Origin of the sequence: Cellulomonas chengniuliangii, assembly GCF_024508335.1 — a bacterium.
In the GTDB taxonomy this organism is placed as follows: domain Bacteria; phylum Actinomycetota; class Actinomycetes; order Actinomycetales; family Cellulomonadaceae; genus Cellulomonas_A; species Cellulomonas_A chengniuliangii.
This window is the reverse complement of record NZ_CP101988.1, coordinates 13,503-29,769: the sequence shown is the minus strand read 5'-3', so window position 1 is coordinate 29,769 and position 16,267 is coordinate 13,503. Positions and strand designations below refer to the sequence as shown.

Genomic DNA, 16,267 nt, shown 5'->3' with positions numbered 1-16,267 from the left:
CCCCCCGTGTCCATCGCGCTGCGTTATGCGGCCAGGTCCGACATCGGGCTGGTCCGCTCCAACAACCAGGACTCCGCCTATGCGGGCCCGCACCTGCTCGTCGTCGCAGACGGCATGGGCGGCCACGCGGGCGGGGACGTCGCCTCGTCGGTGGCGGTCGCAGCGCTGGCCCCGCTGGACGGCGAGTCCCATGGGCCCGACGACGCGCTCGACGAGCTGGAGCGCGCGCTCGAGGCGGCCCGCGACGAGATCGTGGCGCGCACGCACTCCGACCCCGACCTGACCGGCATGGGCACCACCGTCACGGCCATCCTGCGGGCGGGCAACAAGCTGGCGATGGTGCACCTGGGCGACTCGCGGGGCTACCTGCTCCGCGACGGCGCGTTGTCGCAGGTCACCACCGACCACACGTTCGTGCAGCACCTGGTGAACACCGGCAAGATCACCGCCGAGGAGGCGGAGCACCACCCGCAGCGATCGGTCGTCATGCGGGTGCTCGGCGACTTCGAGCCGGATGTCGCCCCGGACCTGTCGGTGCGTGAGGCCCGCCCCGGCGACAGGTGGCTGCTCTGCTCGGACGGCCTGTCCGGCTTCGTCAGCGCGGACACCATCGCGGACACCATGCGCACCATCGCCGACGTCGACGTGTGCGCCGACCGGCTGGTGCAGCTCGCCCTCCGCGCCGGCGGCGGCGACAACGTGACGGTCATCGTCGCGGACGTCGTCGAGCTGGACGACGTGCCCGACGGCACCGGCCCGTCGACGGCTGCCAGCGTGGTCGGCTCCGCCGCGTCGACCCGGCACCGTCCCACCGCGGCCGCCGACGGCCCCGCGGCCCGCGCCGCGACGCTCAGCAAGCAGGCCGCGGCCGCCGCCCGCGGCGACGAGGACGGCCAGCCCACCGACCCTGAGGACGAGGACGCCCCGCAGGACGACGTCGACCCTGGTCGTCGGCGCCGTCGCCGCGTGATCACCACGCTGCTCAGCGTGCTGCTGGTCGGAGTCCTCGGCGGCGCCGGGTACCTCGGCTACCGGTGGACCCAGACCCAGTACTACGTGGGCGTCACCGATGACGTGGTGACGATCTACCGCGGCATCCCGCAGACCATCGGCCCGATCACGCTGTCCACCCCGCTGGAGAGCTCGACCATGCCCGCCCAGGACCTGCCCGCGTACGTCCGTGACCGGCTCGACCAGACCATCCCCGCCGACTCCCTGCAGGACGCCCGCGACCGGGTGCGCATGCTCGAGGACGACGCCCGCACAGCCTCGGTGGCGACCGGCTGATGGCCACCGTCCAGCCGCACCGCGTCCGGCCGGGCAGGGGGATCGAGCTCGGCTTGCTCGCCCTCGCCCTGGCGATCGGGATCGCCGCGTACGCCCTGGTCGGGATCGGGGTGACGGGTGAGGTGCCGGCAGACGTCGTCGGCTACGGCGTCGGCATGACGGTGCTCGGCCTGGGGCTGCACGCGGTGCTGCGGTGGCGCGCGCCCTACGCGGACCCGGTGATCATGCCGGCCGTGGTGGCGCTCAACGGCATCGGCCTGGCGATGATCTACCGGCTGGACCTGGCCGAGGACGCGTCGTTCGCGACCCGGCAGCTCGGGTGGACCGCCGTGTCGGTGGTGCTCGCGGGGGCCGTCATCGTGCTGCTGCGCGACCACCGCACGCTGCGCCGGTACACCTACACCGCGATGATCGCCGGCCTGGTGCTGGTGGTGCTGCCGCTGGTCCCCGGGCTGGGAGCCCAGATCAACGGCGCGAACATCTGGATCCGGCTCGGCCCGTTCTCGCTGCAGCCCGCCGAGCTGGGCAAGATCGCGCTGGCCGTGTTCTTCGCCGGATACCTCGTCACCAACCGCGACACGCTCGCGCTGGCCGGCCCGAAGGTGCTGGGCCTGCAGCTCCCCCGCATCCGCGACCTGGGGCCCATCATCATCGCGTGGGCGGCGTCGTTGGCCGTCCTGGTCTCCGAGCGCGACCTGGGCACGTCGCTGCTGTTCTTCGGGCTGTTCGTCGCGATGCTGTACGTCGCCACGGAGCGGCTCAGCTGGGTGCTCATCGGCCTCAGCATGTTCGTGGTCGGCGCGGGTGTCGCGGCGTCCGCGTTCCCGCACGTCGGAGCCCGTTTCGACGTCTGGCTCCACGCCCTCGACCACGACATCTTCAACCGCTCCCCCGGCGGCTCGGGCCAGCTCGTCCGAGGGCTGTTCGGGCTGGCCAGCGGCGGGCTGTTCGGCACGGGGTGGGGCGCCGGCCGGCCCGACCTGGTGCCGTACGCGGAGTCCGACTTCATCTTCGCCTCGCTCGGCGAGGAGCTGGGCCTGACCGGTGTGCTCGCGATCCTGCTGGTCTACCTGGTCCTCGCGGAGCGCGGCATGCGCACCGCGATCGGGGTCCGGGACGGGTTCGGCAAGTTGCTGGCCGGCGGGCTCGCGTTCGTCGTCGCGTTCCAGTGCTTCGTGGTGGTCGGCGGGATCACGCGGATCATCCCGCTGACCGGCCTGACGACGCCGTTCCTGGCCTACGGTGGATCCTCGTTGCTCGCCAACTGGATCATCGTGGCGTTGCTGCTGCGCATCTCCGATGACGCCCGTCGTCCGCCGGGGGTCGTGCAGGGCCACGTCGCCGCCACTCCACCGCACGGGTCCCCGGCGCCGGTCCAGATCGTCGGATCTGCCGGTGGGCCAGCCCGCCCGTCGCGCTCGGCCCGCGAGGCCGAGGCACCACAGGCATCGGACACCAGGCCGACCGAACGGATCGACGAGATGCGAGGTGATGACGCGTGAACACCCCCCTGCGGCGCCTGTCGCTGGTCGTCGTCACCATGTTCCTCGTGCTGATGGTCGGCACGTCCTGGGTGCAGTTCGTCCAGGCGGACAGCCTGAACAACGACTCGCGCAACGTGCGCACCCTGTACCGCGAGTTCGGCAACCCGCGTGGGCCGATCATCGTGGCGGGGACGCCCATCGCGTGGTCCGAGCCGGTGGACGACGCGTTCGGCTACCAGCGCATCTACGCGCCCGGCGCGCTCTACTCGTCGGTGACGGGCTTCTACTCGATCGTGAACGGCCGCACCGGCATCGAGTCGGCCGAGAACGACGTGCTGACCGGCAGCTCCGACTCGCTGTTCCTCAGCCGGGTGCAGGACCTCATCACCGGCAAGCAGCCGCAGGGCTCCTCGGTCGAGCTCACGTTGAACCCGGCGGCCCAGCAGGCCGCGTGGGACGCGCTGGGCGACCAGGTGGGCGCCGTCGTCGCCCTCGACCCGTCCACCGGCGCCGTGCTGGCGCTCGTCTCGACGCCCGGGTTCGACCCGAACTCCCTGGCCACGCACGACATCGCCGCCGCGCGCACCGCGTACTCAGATCTGAACGCCGCCCCGAACGACCCCCTCGTGGACAAGGCGCTCAAGGGCAAGACCTACCCGCCGGGATCCACGTTCAAGCTGGTCACAGCCGCAGCGGCGCTCGAGAGCGGCCAGTACTCGGCCGACTCGCTCATCGACGCGCCGGACGAGCTGGCCCTGCCGCAGACGTCAGCCACGCTGCGCAACTACGGCGGCGCGTCGTGCGGCTCGGGCGGCCAGACGACGCTGAGCGACGCCATCCGGGTCTCCTGCAACACCGCGTTCGGCAAGCTCGGCATGGACGTCGGGGCGGACGCGATCCGCGACCAGGCGAAGAAGTTCGGCTTCGACGAGTCGCTGAGCATCCCCATGTCGGTCACGAAGAGCTACTTCCCGCCCAACGAGGACCTCGACCCCGCCAAGCTCGCGAAGTCCGCGATCGGCCAGCAGGACGTCCGCGTCACGCCGATGCAGATGGCGATGATCTCCGCCGGCATCGCCAACGGCGGCGAGGTCATGACCCCGTACACCGTGGCCACGGTCCGCACCGCCGACCTCGACGTCATCTCGCAGACGAAGCCGTCGGTGTTCCGCCGGGCCATCTCTGCGCAGACCGCCTCGGCGCTGACCGACATGATGGTGTCGGTCGTGGACAGCGGCACCGGGACCTCGGCGAAGATCCCCGGCGTGCGGGTGGCCGGCAAGACGGGCACCGCCGAGACCACGAGCGACCAGTCGCCGCACGCCTGGTTCACCGGCTTCGCCCCCGCCGACGACCCGAAGGTCGCCGTCGCGGTGATCGTGGAGCACGGCGGAAGCACCGGCAACGAGGCGACCGGCGGCAAGGTGGCGGCGCCCATCGCGAAAGCGGTCATGCAGGCGGTGCTGGGCTCATGAGGCCGATGACGGGCACGATGCTCGGCGAGCGCTACCGCCTGGTGCGGGAGATCGCCGTGGGCGGGATGGGCGAGGTCTGGGTGGGGCACGACGACGCCCTGGCCCGTGACGTCGCCGTCAAGGTGCTGCGCGAGGAGTTCGCCGGCGACCCCGGGTTCATCAAGCGGTTCCGCACCGAGGCCCGCAATTCGGCGTCGCTGTCGCACCAGAACATCGCCCAGCTCTACGACTACGGGGAGCAGGAGGGCTCGGCGTTCCTCATCATGGAGCTCGTCCTCGGCGAGCCGATGAGCGACCTGCTCGAGCGAGAGCCCGTGCTGCCCATGCAGCGGCTGCTCCGGATCCTCGCGCAGACCTCCCGCGCGCTGCACGCCGCGCACGTGGCAGGCGTGGTGCACCGGGACGTGAAGCCCGGCAACATCCTGCTCGGGCGCGCCGGGCGGGTGAAGATCACCGACTTCGGGGTGTCCCTGGCCACCAACCAGGTGCCGATGACGGCCACCGGCATGGTGATGGGCACCGCGCAGTACCTGTCCCCCGAGCAGGCTGTCGGCAAGCCCGCGACGCCCGCATCGGACCTGTACTCCCTGGGCATCGTCGCGTACGAGTCGCTGGCCGGGAACCGCCCGTTCACAGGCCCGACCGCTGTGGACATCGCCGTCGCGCACGTGAACTCCCCCGTGCCCCCGCTGCCCGCCTCGGTGGACCCCCGGCTCGCGGACATCGTCATGCGGCTGCTGTCGAAGGACCCGGCCGAGCGCCCGCGCTCCGCCGCCGCCCTCGCGCGCACCTTGGACGCGATGGTCGAGAAGACGCCGCCCACCGGGATGTCCGTGATCGTGGCCGACCCGGCCGCGCAGCGGGAGAGGCCCGTGGTGTCGGCCGGCGAGGTCCCCGCCCAGGCGTCCGTCGCCGATCGCGACATAGCCGTGCGGTCCCGCGCCGACTCGCCGAAGTCCCGCGAGGAGCTGCCGCCGCCGTCCTACCCCCCGCGCCGAGAGCTGCGCGACGGGCCCGAGGCGCGACGCCCTGCCGGCTCGCACCGCGCGGAGGCCAAGCCCTTGCGCCGCGGCCCGGCCACCAGTGGGATCCGGATCGGGCGCCTGACCTGGCCGGTGATGGCGCTGATGTTGCTGGTCGTCGCGATCCTAGGGGCCGTCGTCGCCGATAGGCTCACCCGGGCTGAGTCGACCGGCGGCACAGAACAGCAGGTCACAGCCACGACAACCCTGCACGCCGGGGCTGTCCCAGTAGTCAGCATGCCCAGATACCCTTCTCCGGGCCCTGACGATGGGATGATCACCGAGCGTGCGCCGACCGCCACCGCGGACGGCGCCGGAACGACGACAGCGAAGGACGTCTAGTGATGGACGACGGATCCCGGATCCTCGCCGGACGATACGAGGTCGGCGAGCTCATCGGGCGCGGCGGCATGGCCGAGGTGCACATCGGGCACGACACCCGCCTCGGGCGCACCGTCGCGATCAAGGTGCTGCGCTCCGACCTGGCGCGCGACCCGTCGTTCCAGGCGCGTTTCCGCCGCGAGGCCCAGGCAGCGGCGTCCCTGAACCACCCGGCGATCGTCGCCGTGTACGACACCGGCGAGGACGTCGTCACGGAGGCCTCCGGGGTCGTCGCGCACGTCCCCTTCATCGTCATGGAATACGTCGAGGGGCACACCGTCCGCGACATCCTGCGCGACGGCAACGCCGTGCCGATCGAGGAGGCCGCGGAGATCACCGCGGGCGTCCTCTCGGCTCTCGAGTACTCGCACCACGCCGGCATCGTGCACCGGGACATCAAGCCCGCCAACGTGATGCTCACGCCGACGGGCGCGGTCAAGGTGATGGACTTCGGCATCGCGCGCGCCGTCGCCGACTCCGCCGCCACCATGACGCAGACGCAGGCCGTGATCGGCACCGCGCAGTACCTGTCCCCCGAGCAGGCCCGCGGCGAGACGGTCGACGCCCGGTCCGACCTGTACTCGACGGGCTGCCTGCTCTTCGAGCTGCTCACCGGCCGTCCGCCGTTCATCGGCGACTCCCCCGTGGCCGTCGCCTACCAGCACGTGCGCGAGGCCGCTCCCACCCCCAGCTCGATCGCCTCGGACATCCCCGAGACGCTCGACCGCATCACGCTCAAGGCCCTCGCGAAGGACCGCGAGGAGCGCTACTCGACGGCGGCGGAGTTCCGCTCCGACCTCGAGGCCGCGGTGCGCGGCGGCCACGTCAGCGCCCCGCCCGTCGGCGCGCTGATGGCCGCCGGCGCCGGCGACACGACCCAGGTGCTGGGAGCCACGCCGGGCGCCACGCAGGTCATGCAGGGCGCGCCTCCCGCCGCGGGGACGCCGCCGTGGGGCCTCACCGGCCCGGGCGGCCCGGGCGCCGGCCTGCCCGAGCAGCCGACGACTCCCCCCGAGGACGAGGCCCCCAAGAAGCGGTGGCTGCTGTGGACGTTGATCGGGGTGGCTCTGGCCGCGGTGATCGGCATCGCCGCGATCCTGATCAGCCAGAACACCGAGGACCCTCCGGCGCTGGTCACCATCCCGACCACGCTGGTGGACACCCCTGCGGCTGAGGCGACAGCGGCCCTCACCGGGCTCGGCCTCATCCCCGTCGAGGAGGAGCAGGCCAGCGACTCGATCGCCGAGGGCAACGTCGTGGCGACCAACCCCAAGGGCGGCGAGCAGCTCGAGGAGGGCTCGGAGGTCACGGTCTTCGTCTCGACCGGTCCGGACTCCGTCAAGATGGAGTCGCTCGCCGGGCTCTCCCAGGAGGCGGCACGCGAGCGCCTGGACGCCCTGGGCCTCTCCGTCGGCAAGGTGACCCAGGAGAACAGCCCCGAGCAGGCCGCGGGCCTCGTGACCAAGACGTCGCCCGCCGCGGGCGAGTCGGTGCCCAAGGACTCCTCGGTCGAGTTGTTCGTGGCGAGCGGGCTCGTCGAGCTCCCCGACCTGACCGGCCAGACCCAGGCCACCGCGGAGCAGACCCTGCTCAGCCTCAAGCTCACCCCGGTGTTCGAGGAGCAGGAGACCGACGCCCAGGCCCCCGGCACCGTGGTGAAGCAGAACCGTCAGGCGGGGTTGGTCCAGCAGGGCTCGCAGGTGCGGATCACCGTGGCGACGGCGCCCGAGCTGCCCACCGTGCCCGACGGCCTGGTGGGTCTGACCTACAACGAGGCCGCCCAGCGCTTGGGCGCGGTCAGCCTGAACGCCGAGCGCGTGAACGTCGACTCCGACCAGCCGAAGGACACCGTCATCTCGACGAGCCCTGGCAAGGGGACCCAGCTCGAAGAGGGCTCCACGGTCAAGCTGAGCGTCTCCAAGGGCCCGTCGGGCGGCGGGGGCAACGGCGGACAGATCCCGGCGCCCACGGCGTCGGCGCCGGGCAACTAGCCCTCGACTGCCCCCCTCCCACGCAGAGAGCCTGCGACCTGGGCGGAGCCACCGGCTCCCTCTGGTCGCAGGCTCTCTGCGTGCCTCGGCCTGTGCCGCCCTGCGCGATCTCAGGTCAGGCGCGCACCAGCGGGTGCAGCCCGGCCGACCGCTCGACCGCGCCGGAGTCGCCACAGATCTGCAGCCAGTTCGCGAGCAGCCGGTGACCGCCCTCGGTGAGCACTGACTCCGGGTGGAACTGCACCCCGTGCAGCGGCAGGGTCCGGTGCTGCAGCCCCATGATGATGGGCCCGTGCGCCGAGGACACCGACGCCGTGACCTCGAGCTCGTCGGCAACAGTGCCATTGACCACCGCCAACGAGTGGTAGCGCGTCGCTGTGAACGGTGTGGGCAGTCCGGCGAGGACCCCCTCCCCCGTGTGCTCCACCTGGCTGGTCTTGCCGTGCATCAGCTCGGGCGCGTGCGTGACTGTCCCGCCGAACACCTCGCCGAGCGCCTGGTGGCCCAGGCACACGCCCAGCATCGGGGTGCCGGACGCGGCGCAGTCACGGATCACCTGCATGCTGGCGCCGGCCTCTGCGGGAGTGCCGGGCCCCGGGGATATCAGCACCCCGTCGAACCCGTCGCGCTCGTCCAGCGGCGGCACGGCGTCGTTCCGGACCACGACCGTCTCGGCCCCGAGCTGCGCCAGGTAGCCGACGATCGTGTAGACGAACGAGTCGTAGTTGTCGACCACCAGGATCCGGGTCACGTCACTCCCCCACTGTCGTGTCACTGAACGGCATGTACGGCGCCACCGCGGGGAACACCCACTGGAAGCACACGGCGAGCACGGCCACCGCCGCCAGCGCGAGGATCACCACGCGCACGGGCGCCGGTCCAGGCAGGCGCCGCCACAGCCATCCGTACATCATGCGCCTCCGAGGATCTCAGCCGGGGAGCCGTCCGCGACGGGCGCCCAGTAGTCCAGCACACCGTGCACCACGTACCGCTCGCGCGCGGAGAACATCGGGTGGCAGGTGGTCAGGGTGATCATGCGCTCCGTGGGCTCGACGCCAGGCTGGCCGGGCACGGGGTCGATCACCTGGACGTCCTGCGGGGTGACGATGGCGCTCGAGGTCACCCGGTAGACGTACCAGGTGTCGGCGGTGCGCACCACGATCGGGTCGCCGTCCTGCAGCTCGGCGATCCGGTTGAGGGGCTTCCCATACGTGGTCCGGTGACCGGCCAGGGAGAAGTTGCCGATCGCGCCCGGCATGGCGGTCTCCGGGTAGTGCCCGATGCCGAGCACGTCGAGCACGGTGGGCCGATCGACCCCCTGGCTGATGGGGCGCTCCGGCTCGTCGGACCAGCGCGGCACCTGCACGGTGGCGAACGTGACCGCGTGCCCCGGCTCGGCGATGACGGGCGGCTCGTCGCGGCGCGGCGCGGCCACCACGGGCGTGGCCTCGCCGGACGCGGCGGCAGCTGCCGCCGGTGGCGCCCACGGCAGGCTCTCGACGATCTCCGCCTGCGCCTGGTTCCCCTCGACGTCGGTCCACCACAGCTGCCACACCAGGAAGGCCAGCACCAGAAAGCCAAGGGTGATCAGCAGCTCGCCCAGCACGCCGATGGCGCTGTAGACCGCCGACCCACCCGAGCGCCGCGGCGCGCGACCGTGCCGGGGGACGAGGTCGCGGGGCGCCGTGGTCGTCATGCGCCGTCCTCGTCGACGTTCCTGCGGGATCCTGCCGTCTGGCCGTGCGAGGCGTTCTGGACGCTCGTGGACAGCGCCTCGACCCCCTCAGGGACCCGTGCGTGCGCCAGGTCGGTGGGGCCCTCGTAGGCGGGGAGCTCGAGGTTGTCCTGCACGCTCACGGACCATCCCAGCCCGTAGGCGTCGACGTAGTCCCGGTAGCGGGAGACGACGCGGTCCTGCTCGAGGGCAGCCAGCAGCCGGTCCGGGTCCCCGATGACCTCGAAGGTGTACGGGGGCGAGTACCGCAGGCCGTGCATGTACAGGACGGCGCCGATGCACCGGACGGCGCTGGTCGAGATGACGCGCTGGCCCATGAGGGTCATGGCCTCGGCTCCCCCGGCCCACAGGGCGTTCATCACCGCCTGGATGTCTTGCTGGTGCACCACCAGGAGGTCGGCGTCGACGTTGGCGGTGGTCCCCCGGATCGGCGCGTCGTCGAGCCGGATCACCAGCCCGGACCCCGTGACGGGCGCCTTCGCGGAGACCACCCGCTCGGTGTCGTCCGGGGTGGGCAGCTGCAGCCCGGAGATGCGGGCCTCCTCGTCGAGGAGCGTCGCGACCTGGGCGCGCAGCGCGACCGCCTCGTCCGTGAGGCGCTGCGTGCGGCCCTCCTCGAGGCGGGCGAGGTCGACGAGGTTCTGCGGCCTGCGCTCGTCGCCGTCCCTGGTGAGGCGAGCGTTGGCCGCGAACAGCGCCCCGGACAGGGCCAGGACCAGGGCGACGGAGATCGTGCCGCGGGCAGCCCGGAACGAGCGGCGGTGCGAATGGTCCGGCACGATGCTCCTCTCCTGCGATGTCGCGCACTACGCTAGGCCACATCCTCGCGGGTCGGCTTCAGCATGCCCCCGGCTCGCCCCCTCGCGTGACAGGAGCAACCGACGTGCCCGAGTCGAGGCCGCGGAAGAAGCCCGCGTACACCCCACCCCCCGCCAAGGCGTCGGGCCCGAAGACGAACCCGCGGTGGCTGGTCCCCGTGATGCTCGGCCTGATGCTGCTGGGGCTGGTGTGGATCGTGGTCACCTACATCTCCTCGTCGCAGTACCCGATCCCCGGCATCAGCCAGTGGAACCTCGCGATCGGTTTCGCGTTCGTCATCGCAGGTTTCGGACTGACCACCCGCTGGCACTGACCTGCAGCCCGGCGATTTCCCACACCGTCACCCACAGGCTTTGACCTGCGGCGATACACCCCACCCACTGCTGACCAGGGACAACATCACAGTTGTCCCCAGCGGTGGACATCCCTGTGGATAACTACACGGGTGTAATTCCACAGCTGTGAGTAAGTCTGGGGAAGCGCGCAGAAGGCCCGGAACCTTCGCCAGGACGGATCCTGAGCGAAAGTTCCGGGCCTGTGATGCGGTTCGGCTGCCGGGGCGCCGGGCCGGTCAGGCGGTGAGGTACCTCAACGCCGTGACAGCGACGAGCAGCACCGCCATGCCGACGGTCACACCGATGCCCACCTCTTTGCGCCGTCGCGCCGGGGCGTACGCGTAGGCGGCCCCCAGCGCCGCCCCGACGGCCAGGCCGCCCAGGTGGGCCTGCCAGGCGATCTGCGGCACCACGAAGCCGATCACGACGTTCAGGGCCAGGATCACCAGGATCCCGCGGGCGTCACGCCCCAGCCGTCGCAGCACCACGAGCACCGCCCCGAAGAGGCCGAACACGGCGCCCGAGGCCCCGACCACGCCCGAGTACCAGGACAGCGACTCCGGCGAGGCCAGCAGGAGCACCCCCACCGATCCGCCCACCGCGCTGAGCAGGTACAACGCGGCGAACCGCGCGCGGCCGAGCAGTCCCTCGAGGTACGGGCCCACCATCCACAGCGCGATCATGTTGAACAGGATGTGGAACACCCCGCCGGTGGAGTGCAGGAATGCCGAGGTCAGGAAGCGCCACGGCTCCTGCTCCCCAATGAACGGAGCGAACGCCCACCGCGACGTCCACCCGGGCACGACCTGCTGCGCCACGAAGCTCGCCACGCAGATCGCGATGAACGTGATCGTGACGACGGGGCGCCCCTGCCGAAGCGGGCCGCCCAGGGCCGTGCGTGCCGGCCGCTGCGTCTTGGCCGCAGCCGCCACGCAGTCGACGCACTGGACCCCCACCGCCGCCTGCCGCTGGCACTCCGGGCACGTCGGACGTCCGCAGCGCTGACAGCGGACGTAGGAGACGCGGTCAGGGTGCCGCGGGCAGACGGGCAGGTCGACCGGCGGATCGACCGGTGGGGGAGTTCCAGCGCTCATGCGGTCCGGCTCAGCCCGTCAGTCCTCGATGGTGATCGAGGAGATGACGACGTCCTCGACCGGACGATCGCCGGGCCGGGTCGGCGTGGAGGCGATCGCGTCGACGACGGCGCGGCTCTCGTCGTCCACGACCTTGCCGAAGATCGTGTGCTTGCCGGTCAGCCACGTGGTCGGCGCGACCGAGATGAAGAACTGCGAGCCGTTGGTGCCGGCGGGCTTGCCCGTGATCGGGTCGCGGCGCTGGCCCGCGTTCGCCATCGCGAGCAGGTAGGGCTCGGTGAAGCCGAGCTCGGGGTGGATCTCGTCGTCGAAGTTGTAGCCCGGGCCACCGGTCCCGGTGCCCAGCGGGTCCCCGCCCTGGATCATGAAGTTGGGGATGACCCGGTGGAAGATGACACCGTCGTACAACGGGTCGGTGCGCTCGGCACCAGTCTTCGGGTCCTTCCACGCCTGGGTCCCCGTGGCCAGCCCGGTGAAGTTCTTCACCGTCTTGGGGGCGTGGTTCGGGAAGAGCTCGATCCGGATGTCACCGGCGGTCGTGTGCAGCGTCGCGAACATGCCGAACATTGTCCCATGCCAGACCGCGTTCGACCGGATGTCGCCCCTGCGCTACAAGGCGCCAGGTGGCAGAGTGTGGGGTCAGCAAGCCGTCAACCGTCACCGTTGGGGAGTGTGTGGACATGAGCTTCAGCATCCGTCGTCCGAAACTCGAGTCGATCGACACAGGTCGGCTCAAGGTCCAGGCCGCCGACGTGGGCTCCTCCCTGTCCGACGCCGGCAGCCACGCCGCCGACCGGGCCGCCGTGCTGGCCGCCCAGGCCTCGGAGGCCGCCGCCCAGGCGATGGAATGGACGACCCCGAAGGTCGAGGCGGCCCTCGAGTGGCTGCGCCCGCGGGTCGAGCACCTGTACCAGGAGAGCATCAAGGCTGCTGCTCCCCGTGTCGAGAAGGCCGCGGACAAGGCATCCCCGGCCATCGACACCGCGCACGACAAGCTCGTGGAGGAGATCCTCCCGCGTCTCGTGGCGGCGGTGAACGAGGCCGCGGTCCGTGCGGGCGCAGCGGTCGAGAGCGCTGCCGACCAGATCGCCGCCGCACCGGCGGCGGTCTCCGCTGCCGCCGCGGCGAAGACCCCCAAGAAGCACACCGGGGCGAAGGTGTTCTGGATCTTCGCCGCGATCGCCGGCGCGGGCGCCGCGTTCGCCGCGTGGAACCGCTCGAGGGTCACCACCGACCCGTGGGCAGAGCCGTGGGAGCCGGCCTCCGAGCCCCTCAGCGGCACCGAGGCACTGCGTGAGCGGGCACACGAGGCCCGCGACGAGATCAACGACGCCGTCGGAGACGCCGCCGAGGCCCTGGGCGAGGCAGCCGGGGTCACCGTGGCGAAGAGCCGCGAGGCGACCCGCAAGGCCGCGGACAAGGTGAGCGCCGCCGCCGACGACCTGCAGGAGCGGGCCGCCGAGGCGACCAAGCGGGCCAGGCGGGCGGCGCCGAAGACCCCCGACGAGGACGCGTCCACGGGCGCGGATGACTTCGCGGCCGTCTCGGACGAGGCGCCGGCGACGGAGCAGGACAAGCCCCGCGAGATCTGATCTGCGGAGCCCTTTCTCCAGGCGTCTCGCAGCAGGCCCGGCCCGAGCACTCGGGCCGGGCCTGCTGCGTTGTTCCTAAACGTTTCATCCATTGACCCCGACAGGCGCGCGTCTGGACGATGCGCGAGGCGGCCGTCCCTTCGGGGACCGGGCGGGCGCATCGTCGCGCCTCGTCTCATCCGCGTGAAGAAGGGGTCCTCGATGCCACGTCCCGTCTCTCCGCAAGGCCCATCCGGACGGCACGCCCGTCCCCGGCGACGAACGCTGATGGCCTGCGCGACCGCGCTCACCGTCGCCGCGGGCGCGATCTCGGCCGGGGTCGCCGCCCTGCCCGCGAACGCCGCCCCCGCCTTCAACTACGGGGAGGCACTGCAGAAATCCCTGTTCTTCTACGAGGCGCAACGGTCCGGAGACCTCCCGGCCGACAACCGCGTGTCATGGCGTGGCGACTCCGCCCTGACCGACGGCGCAGACGTGGGCCTCGACCTGACCGGCGGTTGGTACGACGCCGGCGACCACGTGAAGTTCGGCCTCCCCATGGCCTTCACCTCCACAATGCTCGCCTGGGGCGCCATCGAGAGCCCTGGCGGTTACACCAAGTCCGGCCAGATGGCCGCGCTCAAGGACAACCTGCGCTGGGTCAACGACTACTTCATCAAGGCCCACCCCTCGCCCAACGTGCTGTACGTGCAGGTGGGGGACGGGGAGGCCGACCACAAGTGGTGGGGCCCGGCCGAGGTCATGCCCATGGCGCGGCCGTCGCACAAGGTCGACGCGAGCTGCCCGGGCAGCGATGTGGCGGGGGAGACCGCCGCCTCGATGGCCACCGCCTCCATCCTGTTCAAGACGGACGACCCGGCGTACTCCGCGACCCTGCTGACCCACGCGAAGCAGCTCTACGCGTTCGCCGACACCCACCGCGGCAAGTACTCCGACTGCGTGACGGCTGCTGCCGCGTACTACAAGTCGTGGTCCGGCTACCAGGACGAGCTCGTCTGGGGCGCGTACTGGCTCTACAAGGCGACCGGTGACGCGTCGTACCTCGCCAAGGCCGAGGCGGAGTACGACAAGCTGTCGGTGGAGAACCAGACCACCACGCGCTCGTACAAGTGGACTGTCGCGTGGGACGACAAGACGTTCGCCACCTATCCGCTGCTCGCCATGGAGACCGGCAAGCAGAAGTACGTCGACGACGCGAACCGCTGGCTCGACTACTGGACCGTGGGCGTCAACGGGCAGCGTGTGCCCTACTCCCCGGGCGGGCAGGCTGTCCTCGACACGTGGGGGTCGCTGCGCTACGCGGCCAACACCGCCTTCGTCGCGCTCGTCTACTCCGACTGGCTCACCGACACGACCCGGAAGGCCAGGTATCACGACTTCGGCGTGCGCCAGATCAACTACGCGCTGGGCGACAACCCGCGCAAGTCCAGCTATGTGATCGGCTTCGGCGAGAACCCGCCGCAGAACCCGCACCACCGCACCGCGCACGGCTCCTGGCTGGACTCGATGGCCAACCCGGAGAAGACCCGGCACGTGCTGTACGGCGCGCTCGTCGGGGGACCGGGTTCCCCGAACGACGCCTACACCGACGAGCGTGACGACTACGTGGCCAACGAGGTCGCCACGGACTACAACGCCGGATTCACCAGCGCGCTGGCCCGGCTCGTCGACGAGTACGGCGGCACGCCGCTCGCCGGCTTCCCGGTGGCGGAGAAGGCCGATGGCCCGGAGATCTTCGTCGAGGCCATGCTCAACCAGGCCTCCAGCAACGGGTTCACCGAGGTCAAGGCCATGGTCCGCAACCAGTCGGCGTTCCCGGCCCGCGCGCTGAAGAACGGCACGCTGCGGTACTGGTTCCGGCTCGACGCGGGGGAGAGCGCCAGCAACCTCGCCGTCTCGGCGAACTACAGCGAGTGCGGCCCGCAGACGGCCAAGCCGGTCTCGGCTGGCGGCGACCTTTACTACGCGGAGATCAGCTGCGTGGGGCAGAACATCTACCCCGGCGGCCAGTCCGCGCACCGACGGGAGATCCAGTTCCGCGTCACAGGCGGCAGCGGCTGGAACCCGGCCAACGACCCGTCGTACTCCGGGCTCACCGCCACGGCCCTGGCCAGGACCGCGGGCATCACGCTGTACGACGGCGGGAAGCTCATCTGGGGCACCGAGCCGGGCACGGTGGACCCGACGCCCACCCCCACGCCCACGGTCACGCCCACCGTCACGCCCACGCCCACGGTCACGCCCACCGTCACGCCCACGCCCACGGTCACGCCCACCCCGACGCCGACGCCCACCGTGACCACCAGCCCGACGGCCGCCTGCGCGGTGGCCTACTCGTCGAACGCCTGGTCCACCGGGATGACGGGCTCGATCCGCGTCACCAACACCTCCAGCGCCCCGCTGACCTCGTGGAGCCTGGTATTCGCGTTCCCGTCCGGCCAGCAGCTGACCCAGGGCTGGAGCGCCACCTGGTCCCAGACGGGATCCATGGTGACCGCTCAGAACGCCGCGTGGAACGGCTCGCTGGCCCCGGGCGCCAGCACGGAGATCGGGTTCAACGCGACCCACACCGGCGCGAACACCAGCCCGACGGCGTTCACCCTGAACGGGGTCGCCTGCTCGGTCCGCTGATCTGGCCCTGGTCGGCGCCGCAGGCACATCCGCCGGCGGGTGGCCGACGACGGCCGGTCGCTGACGACACGGGCCCCGACCGACTCCTCGGTCGGGGCCCGTGTCAGCGCACCTCATGAGGGGATGAGAATCGACGTATGAGGTGGCGATGGTCGCCCGGGTCTCGAATCTCGTGCCCTTATCTCAACGCCCTGGGGTCATGGGCGGAGCAGGAGCACACACATGCTGCGGCCCGTGGTCGCCTGACGTAGGGCCGCTCATTCGGGGGACGTTCGGACGCTCGAAGCGCGCGCGTGACGCACTCTGCCCGCGCCAACGCCGCCGTGCACGGGCGACCTCGTCGCACGGCAACCTCGTCGCGCCTGGCATCGAGACCGCTGACCAGCGTGTCGACGATCTCGGCCCCGGCCCGACCTCCTCC

At 71.5% G+C, this 16,267-nt stretch carries 14 protein-coding genes; 8 read left to right on the top strand and 6 right to left on the bottom strand.

What is annotated here, in order from left to right:
* Nucleotides 1-6: 6 nt before the first annotated feature.
* The 5 genes from NP064_RS16615 to pknB are packed head-to-tail and all read left to right on the top strand — an operon-like array spanning nucleotide 7 to nucleotide 7,640.
* Nucleotides 7-1,287, top strand: coding sequence for a Stp1/IreP family PP2C-type Ser/Thr phosphatase (locus NP064_RS16615; protein WP_284439678.1), 1,281 nt, complete (start codon nucleotides 7-9; stop codon nucleotides 1,285-1,287).
* A complete protein-coding gene (locus tag NP064_RS00125) occupies nucleotides 1,287-2,789 on the top strand; it encodes an FtsW/RodA/SpoVE family cell cycle protein (RefSeq protein WP_227568542.1) in 1,503 nt (500 codons plus the stop codon). The genes NP064_RS16615 and NP064_RS00125 overlap by 1 nt, the downstream gene beginning before the upstream one ends.
* Entirely contained in the window at nucleotides 2,786-4,246 is a 1,461-nt protein-coding gene (locus NP064_RS00120; RefSeq protein ID WP_227568543.1) for a peptidoglycan D,D-transpeptidase FtsI family protein, read from the top strand. The genes NP064_RS00125 and NP064_RS00120 overlap by 4 nt, the downstream gene beginning before the upstream one ends.
* The gene (locus tag NP064_RS00115) at nucleotides 4,243-5,610 is read left to right on the top strand and encodes a serine/threonine-protein kinase (RefSeq protein ID WP_227568544.1); all 1,368 of its coding nucleotides are present in this window, start codon (nucleotides 4,243-4,245) and stop codon (nucleotides 5,608-5,610) included. Before NP064_RS00120 ends, NP064_RS00115 begins: the two co-directional genes overlap by 4 nt.
* A 2-nt stretch (nucleotides 5,611-5,612) precedes the next feature.
* On the top strand, nucleotides 5,613-7,640 hold the full coding sequence (pknB, locus tag NP064_RS00110; RefSeq protein ID WP_227568545.1) for a Stk1 family PASTA domain-containing Ser/Thr kinase: 2,028 nt from the start codon (nucleotides 5,613-5,615) through the stop codon (nucleotides 7,638-7,640).
* A 115-nt stretch (nucleotides 7,641-7,755) separates the two neighbouring features.
* Here the strand turns inward: pknB and NP064_RS00105 are convergent, their stop codons facing one another.
* The 4 genes from NP064_RS00105 to NP064_RS00090 are packed head-to-tail and all read right to left on the bottom strand — an operon-like array spanning nucleotide 7,756 to nucleotide 10,154.
* Nucleotides 7,756-8,391, bottom strand: a complete 636-nt coding sequence (locus NP064_RS00105) for an aminodeoxychorismate/anthranilate synthase component II (protein ID WP_227568546.1) — start codon at nucleotides 8,389-8,391, stop codon at nucleotides 7,756-7,758.
* Nucleotide 8,392: 1 nt separating this feature from the next.
* On the bottom strand, nucleotides 8,393-8,554 hold the full coding sequence (locus NP064_RS00100) for a hypothetical protein (protein WP_227568672.1): 162 nt from the start codon (nucleotides 8,552-8,554) through the stop codon (nucleotides 8,393-8,395).
* Nucleotides 8,551-9,336: a class E sortase gene (locus NP064_RS00095; protein ID WP_227568547.1), complete on the bottom strand. Its 786-nt coding sequence runs from the start codon at nucleotides 9,334-9,336 to the stop codon at nucleotides 8,551-8,553. Before NP064_RS00095 ends, NP064_RS00100 begins: the two co-directional genes overlap by 4 nt.
* The gene (locus NP064_RS00090; protein ID WP_227568548.1) at nucleotides 9,333-10,154 is read right to left on the bottom strand and encodes a DUF881 domain-containing protein; all 822 of its coding nucleotides are present in this window, start codon (nucleotides 10,152-10,154) and stop codon (nucleotides 9,333-9,335) included. The genes NP064_RS00095 and NP064_RS00090 overlap by 4 nt, the downstream gene beginning before the upstream one ends.
* A 104-nt stretch (nucleotides 10,155-10,258) precedes the next feature.
* Between NP064_RS00090 and NP064_RS00085 the strand changes: the two genes are divergently transcribed.
* Entirely contained in the window at nucleotides 10,259-10,507 is a 249-nt protein-coding gene (locus NP064_RS00085) for a cell division protein CrgA (protein ID WP_066583266.1), read from the top strand.
* Between the two features lie 258 nt (nucleotides 10,508-10,765).
* Here NP064_RS00085 and NP064_RS00080 read toward each other — a convergent pair whose 3' ends face one another.
* Nucleotides 10,766-11,485: a rhomboid family intramembrane serine protease gene (locus NP064_RS00080; RefSeq protein WP_372456346.1), complete on the bottom strand. Its 720-nt coding sequence runs from the start codon at nucleotides 11,483-11,485 to the stop codon at nucleotides 10,766-10,768.
* 156 nt (nucleotides 11,486-11,641) lie between these two features.
* Entirely contained in the window at nucleotides 11,642-12,181 is a 540-nt protein-coding gene (locus NP064_RS00075) for a peptidylprolyl isomerase (protein WP_227568550.1), read from the bottom strand.
* A gap of 122 nt (nucleotides 12,182-12,303) precedes the next feature.
* Here NP064_RS00075 and NP064_RS00070 point away from each other — a divergent pair, with 122 nt between their 5' ends.
* Both NP064_RS00070 and NP064_RS00065 read left to right on the top strand, forming a co-directional pair.
* The gene (locus NP064_RS00070; protein ID WP_227568551.1) at nucleotides 12,304-13,215 is read left to right on the top strand and encodes a hypothetical protein; all 912 of its coding nucleotides are present in this window, start codon (nucleotides 12,304-12,306) and stop codon (nucleotides 13,213-13,215) included.
* A gap of 267 nt (nucleotides 13,216-13,482) precedes the next feature.
* Nucleotides 13,483-15,846, top strand: coding sequence for a glycoside hydrolase family 9 protein (locus tag NP064_RS00065; RefSeq protein WP_227568552.1), 2,364 nt, complete (start codon nucleotides 13,483-13,485; stop codon nucleotides 15,844-15,846).
* Nucleotides 15,847-16,267 lie beyond the last annotated feature (421 nt).

What these genes read in the sequence shown, in the direction of transcription:
- NP064_RS00125 (WP_227568542.1), top strand. Translation starts at nt 1,287, where the DNA reads ATGGCCACCGTCCAGCCGCACCGCGTCCGGCCGGGCAGGGGGATCGAG.
- NP064_RS00115 (WP_227568544.1), top strand. Translation starts at nt 4,243, where the DNA reads ATGAGGCCGATGACGGGCACGATGCTCGGCGAGCGCTACCGCCTGGTG.
- pknB (WP_227568545.1), top strand. Translation starts at nt 5,613, where the DNA reads ATGGACGACGGATCCCGGATCCTCGCCGGACGATACGAGGTCGGCGAG.
- NP064_RS00100 (WP_227568672.1), bottom strand. Translation starts at nt 8,554, where the DNA reads ATGATGTACGGATGGCTGTGGCGGCGCCTGCCTGGACCGGCGCCCGTG.
- NP064_RS00095 (WP_227568547.1), bottom strand. Translation starts at nt 9,336, where the DNA reads ATGACGACCACGGCGCCCCGCGACCTCGTCCCCCGGCACGGTCGCGCG.
- NP064_RS00075 (WP_227568550.1), bottom strand. Translation starts at nt 12,181, where the DNA reads ATGTTCGCGACGCTGCACACGACCGCCGGTGACATCCGGATCGAGCTC.
- NP064_RS00070 (WP_227568551.1), top strand. Translation starts at nt 12,304, where the DNA reads ATGAGCTTCAGCATCCGTCGTCCGAAACTCGAGTCGATCGACACAGGT.
- NP064_RS00065 (WP_227568552.1), top strand. Translation starts at nt 13,483, where the DNA reads ATGGCCTGCGCGACCGCGCTCACCGTCGCCGCGGGCGCGATCTCGGCC.